This window comes from Pectobacterium betavasculorum (genome assembly GCF_000749845.1).
Classification (GTDB): Bacteria; Pseudomonadota; Gammaproteobacteria; order Enterobacterales; family Enterobacteriaceae; genus Pectobacterium; species Pectobacterium betavasculorum.
Window position 1 is genome coordinate 251,049 of record NZ_JQHM01000003.1, and the last position, 18,889, is coordinate 269,937.

Sequence of the window (18,889 nt, forward strand, 5' to 3'; positions counted from 1 at the left end):
CGGATGACATCAATACTGTGGCGCTTAGCGCACAATAATACCCAGCAAAATACCCACCGCACCGAAATCGGAATCACTGAACGTGGTGTTTGCCAGCCCGATACTGCCCAAAACCGGCAATAGGAAAACAGGCAGGAAGGTAATCAGCAATCCGTTGGCAAAGGAGCCTAAAATTGCGCCGCGGCGTCCGCCAGTGGCGTTGCCGAAAACGCCAGCCGCTGCGCCGACGAAGAAGTGTGGCACCACGCCGGGAATGATCACCGTCATACCCAGCAGGTAGAGCAGCACCATTCCGATGACCCCGGCTACAAAGCTGCTCAGGAAGCCGACCAGAACGGCATTCGGCGCATAGGGGAAGACAACGGGGCAATCCAATGCAGGCTTCGCATTGGGGACCAGTTTGTCCGAAATGCCTTTAAACGCGGGCACGATTTCCGCAATCACCATGCGCACGCCTTGCAGCACGATATACACGCCAGCCGCAAAGGTAATGGATTGAATCAGCGAAAACATGAACCAGTTTTTCCCACCTGCGTTCATCGTTTTCACCGCTTCAGGGCCAGCAAACAGGCAGGTAAAAATGAAGATGAAAAACATGGTAAAGGCGATGGCAACCGGCGTATCACGCAGGAATAACAGGCTTTTCGGTACTTCCATGTCCTCTGTTGATTTCTCTTTATTACCAAACTTGCTACCAATAAACGCTGACAGCAGCTGTGATATTGCAGAGAAGTGACCAAAGGCAACGTCATCCGATCCCGTTACTTTCTTCATATACGGGTGAATAATGGCAGGGAACAGCACCATCGATACCCCAACCACCAGCGACCCAACGGTAATCAGCAGCACACCTTTCATACCCGCTGTCGCCAGAATCACGGCAACCATCATTGACATAAACAGCGTGTGGTGCCCCGTCAGGAAAATATATTTCCACGGCGTAAAGCGTGCGATCGCGATATTAATGACCATCGCGAAGAACATGATCATTGCCATCTCGGTGCCGAAGTTCTTCTGGGCGACGGCAACAATCGCCTCATTGTTAGGCACCACACCGGCGATACCGAACGCATGGTGGAAAATCGCGGCGAAGTCTCCTAGCGATGAGACAATCAGGCTCGCGCCTGCGCCAAGGATCAGGAAACCCATTACGGTTTTCACGGTTCCTTTGATGCATTCCGTAGCGGGCTTTTTCTGGGCAATCAGACCGATAAGTGCAATTAAACCAACCAGTATTGACGGTTCAGATAGCACATCACTCATTAAAAAACGGAAGAATTCCATTTTTGATCCCTCTGCTTATAAGGCGCCAAGTTCTGTCAGGGCGACCGACAGGCGTTCTTTCATCGCCACTTTGTCGATCATATTATTCAGGGACACGATTTTTCCCCCTACTGCCTGCGCGATGAGCTGTTCGGCAATGTCTTTGGTTCCGACAAAAATGTCGCTGTCCGTTCCTTTCGCCGAACCTAAGTCCACGTGATCCACCTCTGCAACTACGCCGAGTTCTTTAACGATGTTTTTAATGCTCATTTCCATCATCAGGCTGGTACCCAGGCCGTTACCGCATACGACTGTAATTTTCATAATCTGTGTCCTCTGGTGGCGTTTAATAACGAGAAATAACGGAAAGCACCTGTTCTATCTCTGTCGCGTTAATTAACGCGGCGACGTCATCAGGTGTGTCGAACAACTGAGCAAGCTGTGAAATAATATCGATATGGCTATTGCTGTCCGTGGCGGCCAGAACAATCAGTAAATGCACGGGGTCGTTACCGTCAGAATGGAAAACTACGCCGTCACGAATCAGCGTCAGGCTGACGCTGAGTTTATTCACGCCGTCTTCCGGCCGAGCATGCGGCATGGCGATCCCAGGGCCGACAACATAGTAAGGGCCGATGGCCTCATGAGAGCGGTAGATGGCCTCAATATAGGTAGACTCAATCGAACCGTTGTCCACTAAAGGCTGACAAGACAAGGCGATAGCGTGACGCCAGTTGTCGCAGGCCGGCAAGAGTTGAACAACGTCTGGTGTTAGTAAAGTGTTAAGCATTAGAGTCACCTCTGTATCATTCTGAACGCAGGATAGTGTGCTAGCTCCGAAAATAATGTGATTAACATCTAAAAAGGTAGCGCTAACTGATATACGTATCATTAACTGTGATCGGCTTAGCACAAGCGGGGCTAAGGCGTATTCCCCGCGTGCAGACAGAGGCACACTGTGGATCATACGGCATGAATGATGCCGTCGCCGGAACGTGATTGTGTCTGTTGAAGACAATGAATTAACAGATTTTTATCGCGGCTGTGCGCTGAGAAAATGACGAATGGAGAGGAAGTGAGCATGCGTAAGCGTCGCAGTACCGGTAAGGTTACGCTACAGGATGTCGCCGACTACGCGGGCGTAGGGACGATGACGGTGTCGCGTGTGATGCGCAAGCCCGATCTGGTCTCTGAGAAGTTACGCAGTAAAGTGGAGCTGGCCGCCAGAACATTAGGCTATCAGCCCAATCAAGAGGCCAGCCTGCTCACCGAGAGCGCTAACCGCGTGACGCTACAGGACATTGCGAACCATGCGGGTGTCGGAGTGATGACGGTGTCCCGTGCATTAAGGGAGCCGGGGCTGGTTTCTGATGCCACGCAGAAGAAAATCGACGATGCGATAAAAGCACTGGGTTATGTACCGAACCGTGCGGCCAGTGTGTTGGCATCCGCCCATCAGCCCACGATTGCGGTGCTTTATCCTTTTCAGCAAGATCGTGCCAGCGTCCGTTTTGTTCAGGCATTACAGCAGGCGGTTGGCAAACATAACGTGTCGTTAATCATGGGTTGCCATGAATATCGTCAGCACACTGAAGCGGGAATGGTTGAAAAGCTCTTGCAGCAGCGGCCAGCGGCACTGGTGTTATTCAGTGCGCAGCTTTCACAACGTACCCAGGATCTCATTCAGGCTAGTAACGTCGTTACGGTTAACGTTTCCGGCGCTGCTGCACTGAGTGCGAATATCAATATTGATATCGCCCTTGCTGACGCAGCGGAGCAGTTAACCCTTTCGCTGCTGGATAAGGGGTATCGTCACGTTGCTTATATCGGTGCACACACGGATAACCGACTGCAAAAACAGCAGTTGAACGGCTGGAATAAAGCCATGCTGGCGCAGTATCACAATGCGGATTTGAAGATTACGATCCCGGAAGCCCCCAGCTTGCAGTTTGGCCGCTATGCCATGACGGAACTGCTACAAAATCAGCCGGAACTGGACGCCATTATCTGTAGCCATGAGGAAATTGCGTTGGGCGCGCTCTTTGAATGCCAACGCCGCCTGATGAAAGTTCCTTACGATCTGGCGATCGCCTGTCTGGATGGTTCTGAGCAATGTGAACACTCGTTCCCTGCATTGACCGCGATGCAGTTGGATTACGAAAAACTGGGCGCAGAGGTCGGGCGTCTGGCGTTAGCCATGATGGATAACGACGAGCACCCACCTGTAGTGGAAAAGGTGAAGTTCATCTTTGAGCCTCGTGCCAGTAGTTAATAAGGCATTACAACCACCGCAGAGCCATGCCTGCATATTGAACACGCAGGCATGGCTAAACGCGATGTGGCTAGCTGCCACCATCAACGTGCTTATCATCGAAGAAATAGTCTTTCACGGATTCCGGTTTGTGTTTAATCGCCCCTACGCGATAAAGGAACTGACCAAGCTGCAAGGTATTGTGCGGCGTTATACTGAATGACACCTCCGGGCTTTTTAGAATACCCAGCAACTGTTCGCGATCGATGCGTGATTTTGTCACACGAATAAAAGCATCGGCCGCCGCCTCAGGATGCGCGCCGGCGAAATCTGCCGCTTCCGCGATGGCATTAACAAAGGCTCGGTAGGTTCGCGGATTGTCCTTGCGGAATTTTTCGGTGGCATAGAGTACTACTGGTGAGTTTGGCCCACCGGTGACTTGATAGGAGTTCAGGATAATATGCGCCTTGGGGTTGCCTGCCAGCGCTTGCTCCTGAAAAGGGGAATTGGAAAAATGAGTCGTGATTTCCGTGCCGCCGCTGATAATCGCGGCGGTGGCCTCTGGATGTGGAATGGCGACCTGAAGTTTATCCAGACGATTATAGGCTTTGTCACCCCACAACTCGGCGGAGGCCTGTTGCAGGAAACGTGACTGTACGGAAACGCCCACCGCAGGAATGGCGATGCGATCCTTGTCCGTCAGGTCTGCAATGCTTTTGACGTTGAGATTATTACTGATCAGGTAATACGGGAAGTTACCGGTTGCCAGCACCGCTCGCACATTCTGGCGGCCTTTAGTTCGATCCCACAGTGTGAACAGCGGCCCGGTACCTGCCCCTGCGACATCTACCGACCCAGAGAGCAGTGCATCGTTCACTGCGGCACCGCCGGAAAGTTGCAGGTACTCGACTTTGATATCCAGCCCTTCCTCCTTACCGTGTTTTTCAATCAGCTTTTGATCTTGTGCGACATTCAGCAGCAGATAAACGATCCCAAATTGCTGCGCGATACGTAGCTGTCCTTCCGCTTGCGCCATAGCCGGCAGGCCGATTCCCGATAGCAAAACTGCGCTGGCTACCGTCAGGCTGAGCCATTTACGGCGTAACGTGTTCCCAGAGTGAAAAGGGCGAGTTGTCTTGCTTTTATTATGCATAATGACCAGTCCATCAATGTGTTAGGGCTGTGTGCAGCCTGATGAAAGATAAGGATGAAAATATCGCCTTTCTGAGAGTAGGGAAGCGCGCGGCGCTTGATAAAGAGTTTTTTGACATAAGCTAGACGGGGAATATAGGGCGCGGAAATTTTATTTTCTTTAATTAACTTGGTTTCTCGTGGGTATTATCCGTTGGTGAAATGATCATGGCGCTAATGAGCGAGACTGCTTGTTTATCCAATTGTTTTTTATAATAAATAAAATGAATCTGGGGCGTTGGCTTTCAGGCAAGTTAATACGGCACTTTTTACTGATGTTGTCGAGGTTTGACAAAAATATGCCATTTTTCACACTTGCTTAGCGATAATTTATCTAGCCTTGGGATAAGCGGCAGGCATAGGTGCTTGCCGCTTATTCTATGTACCAAGTAAGGCTACAGCGATGCGCCGCCGCACATCACCAACTGCTGGCCGGTAATGGCTGCCGCAGACGGGGAGAGCAGGTAACCTACCAGATCGGCTACTTCCTGCGGCTGGATGAAGCGCCCAATCGGCGGCAGCTTAGCAGGCGAACTCTGGCGGCCCGGCATTGTCAGCATTGGGGTTTCTGTTGCACCTGGGGCGACAATGTTTACCGTAATACCGCGCGGAGCCAGTTCCGCCGCCCAGCTTCTTGCCATGCCGATCATCGCGGATTTTGTCGTGACGTACTGGCTGCGTCCTGCCGATCCGCTGGACGTGCGGCTACCCAATAGTACGATTCTGCCACCTTGCGGCAGCTTATCGACCAGACGGTCGGCAAGTACCTGTGCCGCATTAATATGCAATCGCCACAGCGTTTCACCGTCCTCCAGTGAAAGCTGGCCGAGCGGAGCAGCTTTCATGATGCCCGCGGCATGGATGGCGGCATCAACTTGCACGATCTCGTCCAGAATGGCCGTCAGCGCGGGCGTATCCATGATATCCACCGCGCGGTGGGTAAAGTGTGGATGTGAATAGTCACCAGGCTTGCGTGACAGGCCGGTTACCCGCCAGCCTTCCGCCAGCAATTTTTGTGTGATGGCGGCACCGATCCCCGAGCTGCTACCGGTAATCAGGGCGTGTTTAGGAGCTGTAGCTGACATGTGTCTCCTTAATCAAACTGAACGGCTTTGATGCAACCATTTTAATACAACAACGTGACAGGGATTTTAAACACGGCTTTTTTGACCGGTGCAGGGCTGTCGTTGATGGCACACAGTGCCTGATGGGCTTCTCCCGGATAAAAGGTGACGAAGTCGCCTGCCCGTAGGTGGATCTGATGCGGCACCTGTGGGTTATCCAGAATATAGAGATCCGGCTTACGTTCAGTCGCGGGCTGACCATGCACATCATTCAGGCCGTAACCGATAATCTCTTCGCCTTCCAGAATCAGTTGAATATCGAGATAGTTGCTGTGGAATTCAGTATGTCGTGTAGCGCGCGGCGCGGTATTCACGGTGCCAATGTTATAAAACCATTCGGCACCTTCCGGCTGATAGCGGCCTTCGGGCTGCGCATTCAGTTCAGCCAACGACATGCCCGGTGCGGACAGAATGGCCCACAGCGCATCGGGCAGCGTAGCGAGTTTGAGGGCGTTTAGGTTTCCTGCAATCATTGTATTTCCCTTGAAAACTGATGATCATTTTTATTTTTTATCAGGTTCAATGTCTCCACGGAAATAGAAAAAAACATGGCAAAATAGATATATCCTTTAGGGACATGAATTTGAAGACTATCAAGAATTAACGTTATTCCGACTAAAATTAAAAAAGCTAATGCCAGCATTTTTACCGATGGATGATTCTCAACAAAATTTCCAATAGGTTTTGCAGCCAGCATCATAACGAGTACGGCAATAATTACGGCCAGCATCATAATGGTCAGATGTTCTGACAGACCGACGGCAGTGATAACGGAATCAAGGCTGAAAATAATATCGAGTAACATAATTTGAATAATTGCACCAAAAAAAGAAGTAACATGATTCTGAATGTGGTGGTTTTCTGAAGTTAGTGATTCTCTTATTTCTTTCATCGACTTAATGACCAGAAAGAGTCCGCCAGAAAAGAGAATCAGATCTCTGATAGAAACACTGTGATTGAAAACGATAAATAAGGGGGTGTTCAAGTGCATTAACCAGGCTATAGAAGCCAATAATGAGAGGCGCATCAGCATGGCTCCCATTAATCCGGTTATTCTGGCGGCATTCTGTTTTTCTTTTGGTAGTTTAGCTACTATCAGAGATAAAAATATGATGTTGTCAATGCCCAGAACAATTTCGAGTATTGTTAATGTACTTAATGTTAGCCAGGCATTAGGATCTGTCATCCACGTGAACATCTGCTTCCTCTTTTTGCTTTTTTTTCAGGGTGAAATATTTTCTGGTATTGTCAATACAGGATGATCTATTTATGTCATTTAAGCGCGGTTAGTTAACACTTAATATATGAGAGGTGAATTTCTCCACGAGTTCAACAATTGGCTATAGACTACCAATTAAGAAAATAACATTCGGAACAAACCTCTCATAGGGTTATTGCTCTATCCATCAGGGATACAATCCTGATGATCGCTTATGATAAATAATCCACCCCGTATCGTTTTGCTTACAAGGCGGATTATTTTTTACCACCATCAAGTGAATGGGAACATAACCACCGCACCAATACACAAGGCTAAAATACGAATTAAGTACATCGGTACAGTGAATTTCCAGAACTCTGGCAGTTTATATTTACCCATACCTAATATCATGGCTGGCATACCGTCAACTGGCATGTAACCGCCGTTCCACCCGGAGATGACCACCGCGATAGCGGCAGCAACAGGATTAAGCCCCAGACTCAAGAAAGTCATGATGGCGATAGGGGCGAAAATATAAACGGATCCCATATTTGAACCCGTGAAGGTCGCACAGGTACTGGTTAAAAGCGCGAAGATGAGAATAAGAATGAATGGATGAAGATTCGCTCCCAATGCGCCAGCCACAACATCGCCGATCATCACAGTGAAGCCTGAATTAGCCAACGCATCCGCTACACCAATGACACCAGCCATCATCAGAATGACTGGCGCTCCCATATTATCGCGGACTTCTTTGAAATCAATGACATTGATGATCATAAGAACTGCACCGGCAATGCCAGGAATGACATAAGCTGGCTGGCCAATCGTACTCATAAGCATCATTCCGACAACGCTGATAGCAAATAATGCGATCGTGCAGTTTTCTTTCCATTTAGGCAGACTCGTCGTTGCGCTTTTTTCTATTAATTCATCATCACCGGAATTTTCATTAATTTCATGATCGGGCAAGATACGGTAAGCAACTAAACTCCAGATTAAGAAACCCAGTGCTAAAATCAAATTCACGATGGCGAATTTGGGCATCGATAGTGAAATATGTTGCCCGGCGGTTTCCAGAACGCTGACGGTCACTCCGTAGAAAAGCGCGACATTAAAAGGAACCAGCGGATGGTTAGTGGCAAAGCCCAGAGGCATCATCAGCTTGGATGTCGGCATTCTTTTATTATAAGGAATCGTCGATACCAAAGATAAAATAAGAACATAATAACCGGTGGAACCCGATCCCGTTAGGCTGGCACCAAGCATGACTACGATGAGTAACAGGACATAGCTTTTATAGCCACCCTTGTTTACTAACGTAACCATAGCCGACTGAACTCTGCCGATTAAACTTGTCTTCATTAGTCCGGCCATCACGACCATAAAGCCGGCAACCATGATCACGCTTGGATTGATAAATCCCGCGAATGCCTCCTGAACTGTAGACAAACCAGTGACCACCAATAACAGACAAGCCATAATGGGGGGAGAACCGAATGCGAATTTATCGGACATAATCATTACGATCATTATAATCAGAATAGCAAGAGCATGGATCATTTCCATTGTCATTGTTGTTTGCCCTCTTTTTCTTTCATAACACAATTAACAGGCTTCTATTGATTTTTTCTTGTCTTTTATCGTTATAAGCCTGTTGCCTATTTTGTATCGATATACCCTAAATAATTCGAGTTGCAGGACAAAACGTTAACGTTTTGAACAACGCAAAGCGTTGGCCCTTTAGGGCGAGGCACATGTATGGGCCTCGTAACGCCGCTTGCGGCAGCTCTTCAGCGCGAAGCTCAGAGATGATCCCAGTATTGCCAACATACATGCAGCTTGAAATATGACGGATGCCGTTATTTATTTACCCCTTCGCCTGATGTTGGATTGTACAGACCTTCGGTTTCACGTTTTTCACCAAATAAATCGGCTACGGTGAAGCGGAGGTATTTAACACAAAGTCTATTTTTGTAGGCATATACCAAGTGCAAGACCCCTTTGCTGTCTTGATAAATTGTCGGATATTCGTGTTGTGAATTATTTGTCTTGTTCTCTATGCCAATATAGCCTTCTGCCGGTTCAAGAATTCTACCGATTGGCCATGTTTTACCCTTATCTTCTGTTACGGAAACCGCAACAGGGTTGCGCAGACCTGGCCAGGCTATTTTTCCAAACTCTGCATTATTGGCTGAATTAGCATTGTAAGCTAAAGCGATTTCCCCAGAATGCAATTTGATAGCACTAATACTCGCGTTGTTATTTGGCAACACGTTCGCTTCTGGAATACTCCAGGTATCGCCAAAATCATGAGATTCACTCGTATACACATGGTCGGCAAAACGGCTGCGCATGAACGCAATCAAATGACCAGCTTGTACTTCAATCACATTTGCATGCACGCGGCCATAACTTTCCGGCATACGTACTGCTTTCCAGGTTTTCCCTTGATCGTCAGATAGCTGGAATTCGGTTGGATCATTTTTCAAACCATCTGGCGAGTCTTCACATAGCCAGGTACTGAAAATCCAGCGCCCATTACTTAAAATCTGAATCGCTTGCCTTGAAAACGTCCCTTCACGGGCAAACAATACTTCCGGATTTTCCCAGGATTGACCCTCATCATTGGATTTTTGCACCATAATGATCGAAGTAAACTGCATATTATCCTTGCCTTCCTGTCGGCTTAACTGAGAGGTATAAATCAGCCAAATCTGACCATCAGGCGCTCTGAAAAATGCAGGATTTTGTTCACTACGATCAATGCCTTTGGATACGATCTCTGGTTCCGTCCAGCGTTGTGTTTCTGGCACTAATTTGGATACTGCAATGGAAATATCGCCACTGCCTTCAAAACTGCCAGCGAACCAGGCGCATAACAGACCGCCATCTTGTGTTTCAATTAATGCGGGCGCGTGAGCAGTGTTATTTCCGCCTGTTGGAATTAGCGCGAAATCTACATTTAAAAATGCATCCCGATACACGATGCCGTTTGGTTCTGCTTGTCTTACTTTTGGTAAAGTCGTCGTCATTTTTATTCCTCTATGTCATTTTTAAAGATAAATTTTTCTTTATATTCTTATCATGTGACTTTTTTGGTGAATTTACCTTGTTAGAGGCTTTTTAAGCCGTGGTTGTTTTCCATAATGTTGCATCACAGGAATACGCACGCTCTCCTGAAAAATCTTTCACCGTCATTCCATCATGTGGATTGTTAATGACAGTACGCTGTAGGGTGAAACGTTTTTAATTAACAGTGGAATTCTATTATCTATTCCACTTGCTACCGGACGATTATCAGCAGAAACATGAATTAGCATAAGCAATGACGTTGGATAATATTTTTAATGGCAGCAGTCATGTCATCATCAAATTCAACGGGATAGCGGCTGACGCCGACATCTTCACCCATGATTGCCAGCGCTTTCTTCACCACAGCCGGTGAAAACGCGATGGCGTACAGTGTCTTACGCAATTCGGCAACCTGTTCTTGCGCCTGACGGGAGCCTTCGATGTCACCGGCGTGGAAACGGTGCCAAATCTGGCTAATCGGTTCCGGTGCCACGTTAGCCAGCCCGGAAATACAGGCGGAGCAGCCATCAACAAAGCCCTGGTGAATGAGCGAGTCTGGGCCATTCAGTACGTTAAAGCCCTGCACACCTTTCACCGCTTGCACATAACCGCTCAGGCTTTCATAGCTGCCTGCGCTGTCTTTGATACCGATGATGTTCGGGTGATCCGCCAGCGTGCGAACCGTTTCCGGTGCCAGCGTATTCCCCGTGCGTGCAGGAATGTTGTAGAGAAACACCGGCACAGTCAGCGCATCGGCGACGGCGGTGTAGTGGGCGATCAACTCTTCCTGTTTTAATGGAATGAAATACGGGGTGATGACAGAAACGGCATCGACACCCAGAGCGGCGATGCGCTTGCCGAGCTTGATGGTTTCCCGCGTGGAGATTTCACCGATGTGGCCGACAACCGGCACTTTTCCGGCTACTTCATCAACGCAGGTTTCCGTGACGGCGACTTTCTCATCGGTGTGCAGAACGAAAAACTCACCGTTGGTGCCGTTACAGAAGATACCGTTGCCGTAGCGCATCTGGCGTTGAACCTGAAGACGCATGGCAGCGGGGTTAAATTCGCCCTGGTTATCAAACGGCGTGACGATGGCGGTCAGGACGCCGGTAATGTTCTTACTCATTGTTCTTCCTCGTGACACGTAATCAAAAAGTTGAAAACTTAAAATCGTTCTATTCAAAACCGCGCGGTTTACAGCCTAACGCTGTTCACTTAAGCCCGTTATTAGGGGAAACACAGGGGGAGGTTTTCGCAGGAACGCCTCACCCCTGTGGTCGCACCGTGTATCTCCATGCTTAAACGATCGGCATGAGTTATTTAGCGCTGCGCGGTTAAAACAGGGTCAGGTACACCTCACGGACATCGTCAGCACTGACCTGTGTTGGTACGTTTTTCATCAGGCGCTGAACCTGTAATGCGGCATCGACCAGATAAGGCAGGTGATCTTTTTCCACGCCAAGCTGTTGTAAGGTGTTGGGCAGATTGAGCCGTTTAACCAACTCGCTGAAATAGGTCACCAGCGCCTGCGCTTTTTCCGCCGTACCCAGCGTCAGATCGGCATCCGGCAGCAGGTCATACGCTTGAGCGAATTTGTCCTGTGCGGCGTCCTGCACGAAGCGCATGCAAGGGGCGAGCAGGATGGCGTTCGCCACGCCGTGTGGGATGTGGTATTTGCCGCCCAGCGGGTAAGACATGGCGTGAACCAGATGCGTACCGGAGTGGGCAATCGCGGCACCGCCGTAATAGGACGCCCACAGCATATTCAGCTTAGCTTCCAGATTTGCCGGTTCGCGCACGGAGGTTTCGAGGTTGGCAAACAGCTTTTTCAGGCCAATCAGCGCGTAGTTGTCGCTGACCGGGTTGGCAATCGTTGAGGTGAAGCACTCAATCAGGTGGCAGAGTGCATCGATACCCGTTGAGGCCGCAATATGTGGCGGCATGCTGATGGTCAGTTCCGGTACCAGCGCAACATAGTCCGGCAGCATCACTGGCGTAATAATGCCGACTTTGGTCTCTTTTTCTGGGATTGCCAGAATCGCATTCGGCGTGGCTTCTGAGCCGGTTCCCGCCGTGGTCGGGATAAGCAGGGATGTTGTGCGGCGAGTCGGTTTTTCTCCTGCCAGCAGGCTATCCAGCGTGACAGTTTCATCGCCCGCGCACAGCACAGAAAGCAGTTTGGCAACGTCCAGTACGCTGCCGCCGCCCACGCCGATGACCAGATCGGTCTGGGTTTGTGTGAGATGGCTCAGTATGTGGGCAACATCGTGCTGGCTTGGCTCGGCAGGAACATTATCAACTAACAGAACCTGCGGAACGGCATGCTTAACTTGTGCGATCAGCGCCTGAACGTCAGGCAGCCCGACGATGTTTTTGTCGGTGACAAATAAAACGTGCTGTTTCCCTGTCAACAGGTGACTCATGTCCTGAAGTACCCGGTAACCGCTGAGGATAGTGCTATTGATATTCATGCTTATTACCTTGCCTTTTCTCTTCTTCGCCAGAGCGTTATCGCGATGATAATGGTTGCGGCGGTGATTACTTTCAGTCAAATGGAGCGGTGTTAGCCACTGCTAAATGCCATTTGCCACATTGTGGTGATAATTTATAGGTGAAATTCCTTTTAAATAATTTGATGTTGCTCACATATAATCAAATGTGATTTAATATAATCATTATCAGGTAATCATGAACCGGGGATGAGGTATGCCAAACGTACAGCAATCAGCAGAACAGGTATTAGTTGTCGCTGATGACTTTACGGGTGCCAATGATGCGGGTGTCGGTCTGGCGCAGCATGGCGCGCGGGTTAGCGTCGTATTTGACGTTAATACACTGCATGCGGATTTACTGGGCGATGCGGTGGTCATCAACACCGATAGCCGTGCGGCGCGTGATGACGTGGCGTCCCAACGTACCGCAGAGGCGGTAGCCGCCTGGCAGGCAGCGGGCGGACAAGGCTGGATTATTAAAAAAATTGACTCGACGCTGCGTGGGAACCTGGGGGCGGAAGTCGCCGCCGCGCTGTCTGCGGCTGATGTGCCTGTTGCGCTGATTGCCGCTGCGTCACCGACGCTGGGGCGTGTTACCCGACAAGGTGAAGTCTGGGTTAATGGTCGTCTGCTTACCGACACAGAATTCGCCAGCGATCCAAAAACGCCGGTGATCTCGGCGTCTATCGCCGCCCGTCTGGCGGAGCAAACCGCGTTATCGGTAGCGGAGATACATCTTGATGAGGTGCGTCAGGCCAATTTAGCCCACCGTTTGCAGCAGTTAGCGGACGAGGGTACACGCCTGATTATTCTTGATACCGATGTACAGGGCGATCTGACACATATCGTTAACGCCGCCAGAACATTGCCGTTTCGTCCCTTGCTGGTCGGCTCGGCAGGACTGAGCGAAGCGCTGGCGACCGCGCAGGATTTTACGCGCAACACCGAAAAGCCACTGCTGGCTGTCGTCGGGTCGATGAGCGATATTGCTCAAAAACAGATTGCAGCCGCCAGACTGCGTAGTGATGTCTCGCTGGTTGAGATTGACATCAACGCGCTCTTTTCACCCGATTCATCCACCGTCATGGCGTCTCAGTGTCGGGAAGCGGTGAAGGCGCTGACGAACGGCCACCATTGCATCATTCGTACCTGTCACAACGAGAATCAGCGCTTCGAGATCGACGCGCGGTGTCGGCTGCTCGGGATTAGCCGACAGCAGCTTGGCGAAACGATCAGCCACTATCTGGGGGAACTTACGCGCAGCATTGTTCAGGCACTAGACAGCCTGACTGCGGACAGCGCTAATCGGCGTCTGTTGGGAGGGTTGTATTTATCCGGTGGTGATATTGCGATTGCCGTGGCAACCGCACTGGGCGCTACCGGCTTTCAGATTAAGGGGCAAATCGCATCCTGCGTGCCCTGGGGATACCTGCTGAACAGCGTTGTCGGCACGACCCCTGTGATGACTAAAGCAGGGGGTTTTGGCAACGAAACGACTTTGCTCGACGTTTTACGTTTTATTGAGGAGAAGGTCAGTGAGTAAAATTATTGCGGTAACGATGGGTGATCCGGCAGGGATTGGACCGGAAATTATTATCAAATCTCTGGCCGAAGGCGAGCTGTCCGGCGCATCCGCTGTGGTGGTGGGCTGCGTACAGACGATGCGACGCATTCTGGCGCTGAACGTGGTGCCAACTGTCGAGCTGAAAATCATTGATAAACCGGCTGATGCGGTATTTGCGCCGGGCGTCATCAACATCATTGATGAGCCGTTGGAAGATCCGCAGGCGCTGAAGCCGGGTATCGTTCAGGCACAGGCGGGTGATTTGGCTTACCGCTGCATCAAGAAAGCGACCGAACTGGCGATGGCGGGTGAAGTCCACGCGATTGCGACCGCACCGCTGAATAAAGAAGCGCTGCACTCGGCGGGCCATCTTTATCCGGGCCACACCGAACTGCTGGCGAAACTGACCAACAGCCGCGACTATGCGATGGTGCTGTATACCGATAAGTTGAAGGTTATCCATGTTTCAACGCACATCGCGCTGCGTAAATTCCTGGATACGCTGAACCGCGATCGCGTGGAAACGGTGATCGAGATGGCGGATGTTTTCCTCAAACGCGTCGGTTTTACCCACCCGCGTATCGCCGTTGCCGGGGTTAACCCGCATGCGGGCGAGAATGGCCTGTTTGGTGACGAAGAGATCAAGATCGTGTCGCCGTCGGTTGAAGCCATGAAGGCCAAAGGCATCGATGTTTATGGCCCGTGTCCGCCGGATACCGTCTATTTGCAGGCGTATGAAGGTCAGTACGACATGGTGGTGGCGATGTATCACGATCAGGGCCACATCCCACTCAAGCTGCTGGGTTTCTATGATGGCGTGAACATCACGGCTGGGCTGCCGTTTATCCGCACCTCTGCTGACCACGGTACGGCGTTTGACATTGCCTGGACAGGTAAAGCGAAGTGCGAAAGCATGGCGATCTCCATTCAGCTCGCGATGCAACTGGCCTGATTGACGGTGATGACCGCCGCTGTCAGCGCGGTTTTGTTAGCGAATAAAACGCGATACAGTGCGCATTGCAGGATATCTTCCTTCCCGCGATTGGAAAGGTTTCTGGTATCCTGCAACCAAGAATATATCGCTAACAACAGCAAGATGGATATCGCCGTGGATCCTACATTAACCGATGCTTTCCGCATGAGCGGGGATAAAGTAAGAGGGCAGAGCCGTCTTGATCAGATCATGGATTATCTGAAAAGCCATAATCTGGTGACGGTCGATGAGCTGGTGTCTGTGATTGACGCTTCCCCGGCGACGATCCGGCGTGATTTGATCAAACTGGACGAGCAGGGTGTGATCAGCCGCAGTCACGGTGGCGTGACGCTCAATCGTTTTATTCCTTCCCAGCCGACCACGAATGAGAAATTACAGCGTAGCCTTCAGGAAAAGCAGGCGATAGCGCGCTATGCTGCGACGCTGGTTAAGCCGGGTAGTGCTGTAGTGCTGGATGCGGGAACGACCATGCTGGAATTGGCGCGGAACCTGACGCACCTGCCGCTGCGTGTGATTACTGCCGATTTGCAGATTGCGCTGTTTTTGTCTGAGTTCAAGCAGATCGAAGTGACGATCATTGGGGGGCGTATTGATGACAGCAGCCAATCCTGTATTGGTGAACATGGCCGCCGCCTGTTACGCAGTATTTACCCGGATATTGCATTTATCAGCTGCAACTCGTGGAGTCTGGACAAAGGTGTCACCACGCCGACGGAAGAGAAAGCGGGGATAAAGCAAGATCTCGGCGTGAATGCCAGCCGTCGGATATTGCTGGCTGACAGCAGTAAATATGGCGCGTATTCCCTGTTCTGCGTCACGCCGTTGTCGGATCTGACGGATATCGTTACCGACAGCGCGTTAGCGCCCGAGGTGCAGGAGCAACTGAAAGGCAAAACGTTCAATCTGACGCTCGTGTAAGCGAGGGTGCCATCCGTGGCATTTTCTTTCCTACATCCCTGAGCGCTGGCTAATGGTCATGCTCTTACTTCATGCTTGCGGCGAGAGTATCGACGTTGTGCTTAAATGCAGCCGTATAAGTTGTTGCCGGGCCGGATGCGTCGGTTAGGGCTTCTGGATACAGTTCACCACCGGGCAGTGCGCCGCTGGCATTGGCGATTTGCTTCACCAGGCGGCCATCGGTCTGGTTTTCAATGAAGTAGCTTTTCACTTTCTCTTGCTTGATTTGCTTAATCAGCGAGGCCACTTTTTTGCTGCTGGTTTCGGATTCGGTAGAGTAGCCCACTGGCGACAGGAACTTCACACCATAGGCCTGGCTGAAGTAGCCGAACGCGTCATGGCTGGTCAGCACTTTACGTTTTTCCGGTGAAATGTCGGCAAAGGTTTTCTTCGCGTAGCGATCCAGCTCCTGCAACTGCTTGATGTAGGCTTCACCCTGCTGACGATAGTAATCGGCATTCGCGGGATCCGCTTTTGCCAGCGCATTGACGATGTTGTGCGCGTAGACTACACCGTTACTCATACTGTTCCAGGCATGCGGGTCGGTTTCGGTTTTACCGTCTTCCACCATTGAGTGTGTTTCAATGCCGTTGGATGCGGTGATGATGTCACCACGGTAGCCGGAAGCGGTGACCAGACGATCGAGCCAGCCTTCCAGACCCAGCCCGTTAACGAAAACCAGATCGGCATGAGCCAGCGTTTTGCTGTCTTTTGGCGACGGTTCAAACTCATGTGGATCGCCATTCGGCTTAACCAGATCGGTCACGGTGACGCGATCGCCGCCGATGTGGCTGACCATATCGCCAAGTACGGAAAAGCTGGCAACAACATCAAGATTCTTTGCCATCGCCAGTGGGCTAAGCAGCAGGCTGGATAGTGTTATGGCTAACAGTGAACGTTTCATTCTTCCCTCACAAAAGTTGCAAATAACGAGATTAATCGGTCAACGGCGCAGGCGTAACAGCCCACCGTGGTGACCAACACAGACCGAGAAACAGAAAAACAGCGTCATCGTCAGGATGATGGCGGGGCCAGCAGGCAGCTCGGCATAGTAAGACCACAGCAGCCCGATCAGGCTGGCGACCATGCCTTGCAGCACGGCAATACCGAGCATGAGCGGCAGGCGTTGCGTCCAGAATCGTGCGCTGGCGGCAGGCAGCATCATCATGCCGACCGTCATCAGCGTACCTAGCAGCTGGAATCCTGCGACCAGATTCAGCACCACCAACGATAGAAACAGGCCGTGGATCAGCGCCCGATAGCGCCCTGAACTGATGCGCAGGAAGGTGACGTCAAACGATTCAATCACCAGCGCCCGATAGAGAGCGGCCAGCACCAGCAAGGATGACGATCCGATCAGCGCAATGTCGATCAGCGCGGTGCGATCCACCGCCAGAATCGATCCGAACAGCACATGCAGCAGGTCGATGCTGGAGCCGCGCAGCGAAACCAGCGTGACGCCAAGCGCTAGCGAACCGAGGTAAAACCCGGCAAAGCTGGCGTCCTCTTTTAATTCCGTGTGGCGCGTGACGAAGCCGGAGAGCATGGCGACAGACAGCCCGGCAATAAAGCCGCCGATTCCCATCGCCAGCAGTGACATCCCCGAGATGAGATAGCCGATTGCCACGCCGGGTAATACCGCATGCGACAGTGCATCGCCAATCAGGCTCATACGTCGTAGCAGCAGGAAACAGCCCAGCGGCGCTGCGCTCAGCGTGATGACCAGACAGCCAACCAGCGCACGGCGCATAAAACCGAATTCGGCAAAAGGAGAAGTAATGAGGTGAAATAGCATCATGACGTGACGATCCTGAGCGTTGGCGTATCGCTGTCGGCCTTGCGCAGGCTATGTAAGATGGGCTGAGCATCTCCCCAGCGATGACCGTACGACGTGAGTTGCAAGACGGCCGGAAAGTGCTGACCAACCAACTCCATATCATGCAACACGGCCAGAATGGTTCTGCCTTCGGCGTGAAGCTGCTCGATAATTTGCAAGAGTGTCTGCGTGGTTTGGCTATCAATGCCGGTAAAAGGCTCATCCAGCAGAATGATCGGAGACTGTGTCAGCAATAGCCGCGCGAAGAGCACGCGCTGTAGCTGTCCACCGGACAGGACGCCAATATGGTGGTCGGCGAAATCTCTCATAGAGACGGCGTCGAGTGCGTCAATGGCTTTGCGATGCCAGTTGGCGTTAATACTCCGTAACAACCCGCGATGGGGCAATGACCCCATGAGCACCAGATCGCGTACGTTAATCGGAAACTGCCGATCGAATTCGGAGAGCTGCGGCAAATAGCCGATAGCATTCTCTTTGCCGCCGTTACCGAGGCTGAATGTGCCGTAAAGCGGAGGCAGCAAACCCGCCAGCGTTTTCAACAACGTGGATTTCCCCGTGCCGTTTGCGCCAATAATCGCCGTCAGCGATCCCTGATGAAAACAGCCGCTGAGCGTCGCGAGTGGCGCTTGACCACGGTAGCCAAATGCCAATTCCTGTAGGGCAATCATGGCAACATCACTGCCCACCCAACCATCAGCCACAACAGTGCTAGCAGCAGGGAAACGAGTAACACACGCTTCAGCGCGGAAAGAGAGTAAAAACTTGTCATTGTCATCGGCAAAAGATTGATTGTTATATTATAACATATCATTTTTTACCGATGACGATAGGGGCAATAGGTAAAAAAGTATGTAAGCCTCAGAGAAGGTACTGAGGTCAAAGGTGACTGTGCATATGGCATACTGGACAGGACGTAAAGGTATTAGGTATACAAACA

Annotated in this window: 18 protein-coding genes; 4 read left to right on the plus strand and 14 right to left on the minus strand. The window is 50.9% G+C overall.

What is annotated here, in order from left to right:
• Positions 1-24: 24 nt before the first annotated feature.
• From KP22_RS11170 to KP22_RS11180, 3 genes are read right to left on the minus strand one after another with little or no spacing between them, the layout of a single operon-like run.
• The gene (locus KP22_RS11170; protein WP_039305849.1) at positions 25-1,284 is read right to left on the minus strand and encodes a PTS ascorbate transporter subunit IIC; all 1,260 of its coding nucleotides are present in this window, start codon (positions 1,282-1,284) and stop codon (positions 25-27) included.
• A gap of 15 nt (positions 1,285-1,299) precedes the next feature.
• Entirely contained in the window at positions 1,300-1,587 is a 288-nt protein-coding gene (locus KP22_RS11175) for a PTS sugar transporter subunit IIB (protein ID WP_039305852.1), read from the minus strand.
• A 22-nt stretch (positions 1,588-1,609) separates the two neighbouring features.
• Entirely contained in the window at positions 1,610-2,053 is a 444-nt protein-coding gene (locus KP22_RS11180; RefSeq protein WP_039324281.1) for a PTS sugar transporter subunit IIA, read from the minus strand.
• A gap of 291 nt (positions 2,054-2,344) precedes the next feature.
• Between KP22_RS11180 and KP22_RS11185 the strand changes: the two genes are divergently transcribed.
• Positions 2,345-3,535, plus strand: coding sequence for a LacI family DNA-binding transcriptional regulator (locus KP22_RS11185; RefSeq protein ID WP_039305857.1), 1,191 nt, complete (start codon positions 2,345-2,347; stop codon positions 3,533-3,535).
• A 70-nt stretch (positions 3,536-3,605) separates the two neighbouring features.
• Here the strand turns inward: KP22_RS11185 and KP22_RS11190 are convergent, their stop codons facing one another.
• The 8 genes from KP22_RS11190 to KP22_RS11225 all read right to left on the minus strand — a co-directional run bounded on the left by KP22_RS11190 (position 3,606) and on the right by KP22_RS11225 (position 12,579).
• The gene (locus tag KP22_RS11190) at positions 3,606-4,667 is read right to left on the minus strand and encodes an ABC transporter substrate-binding protein (protein WP_039324284.1); all 1,062 of its coding nucleotides are present in this window, start codon (positions 4,665-4,667) and stop codon (positions 3,606-3,608) included.
• A 433-nt stretch (positions 4,668-5,100) separates the two neighbouring features.
• Positions 5,101-5,790, minus strand: coding sequence for an SDR family NAD(P)-dependent oxidoreductase (locus tag KP22_RS11195; protein WP_039305863.1), 690 nt, complete (start codon positions 5,788-5,790; stop codon positions 5,101-5,103).
• Positions 5,791-5,831: 41 nt separating this feature from the next.
• Positions 5,832-6,302, minus strand: coding sequence for a NanQ anomerase/TabA/YiaL family protein (locus KP22_RS11200; protein WP_039324286.1), 471 nt, complete (start codon positions 6,300-6,302; stop codon positions 5,832-5,834).
• Positions 6,299-7,027, minus strand: a complete 729-nt coding sequence (locus tag KP22_RS11205; protein WP_039305869.1) for a TerC family protein — start codon at positions 7,025-7,027, stop codon at positions 6,299-6,301. The genes KP22_RS11200 and KP22_RS11205 overlap by 4 nt, the downstream gene beginning before the upstream one ends.
• A gap of 294 nt (positions 7,028-7,321) precedes the next feature.
• Positions 7,322-8,605 (minus strand): SLC13 family permease, encoded by a 1,284-nt coding sequence (locus KP22_RS11210; protein WP_039305872.1) that lies wholly within the window; start codon positions 8,603-8,605, stop codon positions 7,322-7,324.
• Positions 8,606-8,892: 287 nt separating this feature from the next.
• Positions 8,893-10,065, minus strand: a complete 1,173-nt coding sequence (locus KP22_RS11215) for a sialidase family protein (protein ID WP_039324289.1) — start codon at positions 10,063-10,065, stop codon at positions 8,893-8,895.
• 281 nt (positions 10,066-10,346) lie between these two features.
• The gene (locus KP22_RS11220) at positions 10,347-11,234 is read right to left on the minus strand and encodes a dihydrodipicolinate synthase family protein (RefSeq protein ID WP_039305879.1); all 888 of its coding nucleotides are present in this window, start codon (positions 11,232-11,234) and stop codon (positions 10,347-10,349) included.
• Between the two features lie 208 nt (positions 11,235-11,442).
• Entirely contained in the window at positions 11,443-12,579 is a 1,137-nt protein-coding gene (locus tag KP22_RS11225) for an iron-containing alcohol dehydrogenase (RefSeq protein WP_039324292.1), read from the minus strand.
• Between the two features lie 235 nt (positions 12,580-12,814).
• Here KP22_RS11225 and dtnK point away from each other — a divergent pair, with 235 nt between their 5' ends.
• The 3 genes from dtnK (at position 12,815) to KP22_RS11240 (ending at position 16,076) form a co-directional block, all read left to right on the plus strand.
• Positions 12,815-14,143, plus strand: a complete 1,329-nt coding sequence (dtnK, locus tag KP22_RS11230) for a D-threonate kinase (protein WP_039324294.1) — start codon at positions 12,815-12,817, stop codon at positions 14,141-14,143.
• Positions 14,136-15,116: a D-threonate 4-phosphate dehydrogenase gene (locus KP22_RS11235; protein ID WP_039305887.1), complete on the plus strand. Its 981-nt coding sequence runs from the start codon at positions 14,136-14,138 to the stop codon at positions 15,114-15,116. Before dtnK ends, KP22_RS11235 begins: the two co-directional genes overlap by 8 nt.
• A gap of 144 nt (positions 15,117-15,260) precedes the next feature.
• Positions 15,261-16,076 carry a DeoR/GlpR family DNA-binding transcription regulator gene (locus KP22_RS11240; RefSeq protein WP_039305890.1) on the plus strand — a complete coding sequence of 272 codons (816 nt, stop codon included), beginning with the start codon at positions 15,261-15,263 and terminating at the stop codon, positions 16,074-16,076.
• 64 nt (positions 16,077-16,140) lie between these two features.
• On the opposite strand, the gene KP22_RS11245 is transcribed toward KP22_RS11240, so the two are convergent.
• The 3 genes from KP22_RS11245 to KP22_RS11255 are packed head-to-tail and all read right to left on the minus strand — an operon-like array spanning position 16,141 to position 18,620.
• Positions 16,141-17,019, minus strand: a complete 879-nt coding sequence (locus tag KP22_RS11245; RefSeq protein WP_039324296.1) for a metal ABC transporter substrate-binding protein — start codon at positions 17,017-17,019, stop codon at positions 16,141-16,143.
• Between the two features lie 39 nt (positions 17,020-17,058).
• Positions 17,059-17,913 carry a metal ABC transporter permease gene (locus KP22_RS11250; protein ID WP_039305895.1) on the minus strand — a complete coding sequence of 285 codons (855 nt, stop codon included), beginning with the start codon at positions 17,911-17,913 and terminating at the stop codon, positions 17,059-17,061.
• The gene (locus KP22_RS11255; protein ID WP_039324300.1) at positions 17,910-18,620 is read right to left on the minus strand and encodes a metal ABC transporter ATP-binding protein; all 711 of its coding nucleotides are present in this window, start codon (positions 18,618-18,620) and stop codon (positions 17,910-17,912) included. The genes KP22_RS11250 and KP22_RS11255 overlap by 4 nt, the downstream gene beginning before the upstream one ends.
• Positions 18,621-18,889: the final 269 nt, after the last annotated feature.